Here is a 1,625-nt window from a genome sequence, read left to right as displayed (position 1 = left end):
CAAGTCCGATTACAAAAGCTGCTTAACTTTAAAAACATGATTTTCTCTCCTCGTCTTTTAGGCGGGGAGGTGGTTAACAGCATAAAATATCTTTACATAATACATATTGTACGTATAATACGTATTATACATTAAAGATAGGATGTGCATATGAAAAAATATAGTTTTACAGATGTAAACCGCGGGGCAGGCGATATTTTAGACGAGGCTATGTCTACACCTGTAGCTTTAACAAAGCGAGGGCGTGAAAAAATCATTATGCTTCCTGTTGATTTATATCATGAATTAATAAAAGCGCGTTCTCGTATACAATCTTTTGTTTATGCAGATGCACCGCAAAATATATTAGACGATTTAGATCGTGGTTTAGATGATATTTTAAATGGCGACGAATATGTTTAAAGCAGGGGATGTTGTTCAATATTATTATTTATGGCACGAACAAGCGCAAAAAGGTGAACATTCGGGGCGCAAAGCGCGTCCTTCCTGTGTTATGGTTAAAACTGAAAGCCATTTCTTTTTGTTTCCTATCACTTCTCAAGAGCCTATTAATTTACAATATAGCTTAAAAGTACCTGAGATAGAATGTAAACGTGCGGGGTTGCAAAAGCAATCTTGGGTGCGTGTTGATGAATTTAATGTTGTTCCTTGCGAATCTTTGTTTGACTTTGAAGATTTAAAACCACAAGGGCGTTTTAGCCTCGCTTTCGTGCGTAAAATTGCACTTAAAATTAAAGAAGTTAAAGCAATAAAACCACTTGGAAAAGTCTCTAGAGATTGAGTCACAAAGTCAAACAGCGTGGAGTGTTGGAACTTTGCTAACATCTGTTTCACGTTCAGCATGCTTTAATAGCGAATAAGCGCTAACAGCGCTATATTCCGAGGACGATTTTCATTTGCGGTTGGTACGCTTCTAGATGCATCAAACTTTATGGTTGAGGATGAACCAGAAGAAGTATTGCTGCTATTAGAAAACCCACCATATTTAAAAGCGCCACTTGCAACTTTAGCCTTGGCATCAAAATTCAATTCGCCTGTAATGTTACGGATAGCGTCGCCTTGCTGTGATCCAATGGTTCTATTAGGGTCAATATTACGTTCATCATCAACTCCCCGTAGGAACTCCCCTCTTAAATCTGGCAAGCGAAAGGTAGTTTTGCCGTCGCCAGCACCATAAGTCGTGCCTATAACCGCAAAAAGTTGTGCATAGTCGCTCCGTGAAATGAGCGCACCATTTGCTTTTAACCATCCCTTTGGAACTGTTAGTGCAGGATAATAAATTACAGTTCCTACTGGCATGCTATTGTTTAGCGCGTCCAGCAAAGCATCAATTTCGCTCTTGGTATAAACAAGATCACCATCCACTTTCAGCGGTCCTTTAAGCATACTTTCATTTGCGCTTAAACGGGTAACCACTTTCCTTTTTAGGCGATCGAAGAAGTCAAATGATAAATTACCCAAGATCTCCAAGTCGTCACCCATGGTGACTTTGCTGGTAAATTTATTATAACTTCGCCATTCATTTGGGCTGGCTAGGCGACCATAGGCTGTGAGATCTTCATTGATCTTAGCTCTAAAATCATCAAGCCCCACAATATCTTCGGTTTTATGTTGGTGTGCGCCTA

General features: G+C 39.6%; 3 protein-coding genes. 2 read left to right on the top strand and 1 reads right to left on the bottom strand.

The window, feature by feature from the left end:
* Positions 1-150 precede the first annotated feature (150 nt).
* Together ACFIJP_RS09045 and ACFIJP_RS09040 are read left to right on the top strand one after the other, a co-directional pair.
* Positions 151-402 (top strand): type II toxin-antitoxin system prevent-host-death family antitoxin, encoded by a 252-nt coding sequence (locus ACFIJP_RS09045; protein ID WP_375627072.1) that lies wholly within the window; start codon positions 151-153, stop codon positions 400-402.
* Complete coding sequence (locus ACFIJP_RS09040; protein ID WP_375627070.1) at positions 395-781, top strand: hypothetical protein; 387 nt, start codon at positions 395-397, stop codon at positions 779-781. Before ACFIJP_RS09045 ends, ACFIJP_RS09040 begins: the two co-directional genes overlap by 8 nt.
* Positions 782-846: 65 nt before the next feature.
* On the opposite strand, the gene ACFIJP_RS09035 is transcribed toward ACFIJP_RS09040, so the two are convergent.
* The coding region (locus ACFIJP_RS09035; protein ID WP_375627069.1) for a Bgr_08870 family protein at positions 847-1,625 on the bottom strand (779 nt) is incomplete at its 5' end.

Source organism: Bartonella sp. MU37NMGALS, from assembly GCF_042194015.1.
Lineage (GTDB): Bacteria > Pseudomonadota > Alphaproteobacteria > Rhizobiales > Rhizobiaceae > Bartonella > Bartonella grahamii.
Note: the sequence above shows the minus strand (reverse complement) of the source record. Positions and strands in the feature narration are given on the sequence as shown.